The organism is Denitratimonas organivorans, from assembly GCF_037478135.1.
Lineage (GTDB): Bacteria > Pseudomonadota > Gammaproteobacteria > Xanthomonadales > Xanthomonadaceae > Denitratimonas.
The window spans coordinates 1-1,358 of record NZ_JBBHDV010000027.1 but is presented as its reverse complement, the minus strand read 5'-3'; the positions used below and the strand labels follow the sequence as shown (position 1 = coordinate 1,358).

The 1,358-nt window shown below is 53.9% G+C and carries 1 protein-coding gene; it reads left to right on the top strand.

The annotated features are described in order from the left end of the window. Positions 1-234: 234 nt before the first annotated feature. Positions 235-1,068, top strand: a complete 834-nt coding sequence (locus WDB66_RS15160; RefSeq protein WP_339399438.1) for a mechanosensitive ion channel family protein — start codon at positions 235-237, stop codon at positions 1,066-1,068. The last annotated feature ends 290 nt before the right edge of the window (positions 1,069-1,358 follow it).

The following is a 1,358-nucleotide window of genomic DNA, read 5'->3' as shown; positions in this document are numbered from 1 at the left end:
GCCGAAATCCCACTCACAGACGTCCGATCCGTGCCCAAAACGGGGCTTGCGCGACCGCCGCCTACCCAGCAGACTGCTCGAAAAGGGCGTTTGAACTTCCTATTCGCGTCTCCGCTGCAACTCCGATATACCCCGGCCGCCTTGTCTGCTATAAAAAGGCGTGAACTGATCCGGCGGCACCGGAACCAGACTAAAACGACAATCAACTAAGAACAGGAATTACAAGGAGTCCCTATGGAAGACCTATTTAGCGCTGACGGGCGCGCTTCTGAATATGTGGATCAGGCCATTGCACTGGTCATGACCTATGCCCCAAAAGTTTTGCTAGCCATTATTACGCTGATTATCGGCCTATGGCTGATCAATCGCTTTGTGAACGTTCTGGATGCCAAGCTTGGCAAGAAAGACCCTACCCTTAACAAGTTTTTGTGCGGGTTGATTAACGCTGTTCTCAAGATTCTGCTGCTGATTTCTGTAGCCTCCATGGTAGGCATCGCCACTACCTCCTTTGTCGCTATCATTGGTGCCGCAGGCTTGGCTGTTGGTCTTGCTCTGCAAGGCAGCCTGGGGAACTTTGCCGGTGGCGTGCTGATTCTGATTTTCAAACCGTTCAAGGTGGGCGATGTGATTGAAGCTCAGGGCTTTCTGGGCTCAGTGCGTGAAATCAGTATTCTCTACACGGTTGTGGACACCTTTGATAATCGCCGCGTAGTGATCCCCAACGGCGAATTATCCAACTCCAGCCTGACCAACATGAGCGTCTACGACACACGCCGTTGCGATATGAAATTCGGCATTGGATACAACGACGATATCGACAAAGCCAAGAGCATTTGCAAGCGCCTTATCGAAGAAGATGAGCGTGCGCTCAAAGACCCTGCACCACTAATTGTGGTGGGCGGCCTTGGAGACAGCTCTGTTGACCTTACTGTTCGGGCCTGGACAAAGTCTGGGGACTTATGGCCGTTTTACTGGGACATGCAAGAGCGTGTGAAAAAAGCCTTTGATGCGGAAGGCATTTCCATTCCCTTTCCCCAGCGCGACGTTCACATGTACAAAACCGAGTGAAATAGCAATCCGTATCACATAGATACAACCCGTTACTCGCAAACAGTACAACCTAAGCTAAGCTGACCAATAATGACGGGGCCATGGGCCCCGTCAGAACGTCGCCGAAGCAGGCTGCACACGCCGACCGCTTCGGATAGTTGTCATTGCCATCCACTTCCACATGCTGTGGCTCGACGGCGTGTACGTGGAAGCCACCGAGCTGCCGCGGCGCGAACTGCGCCTGCACCGCGCCCGTGCGCCCACCACCGCGCAGTTGACCCAGCTGGCAGCTACCATCGCGCACCGGG

Bases quoted from the DNA above. Each gene is read 5' to 3' on its own strand.
- WDB66_RS15160 (WP_339399438.1), top strand. From the start codon at position 235: ATGGAAGACCTATTTAGCGCTGACGGGCGCGCTTCTGAATATGTGGAT.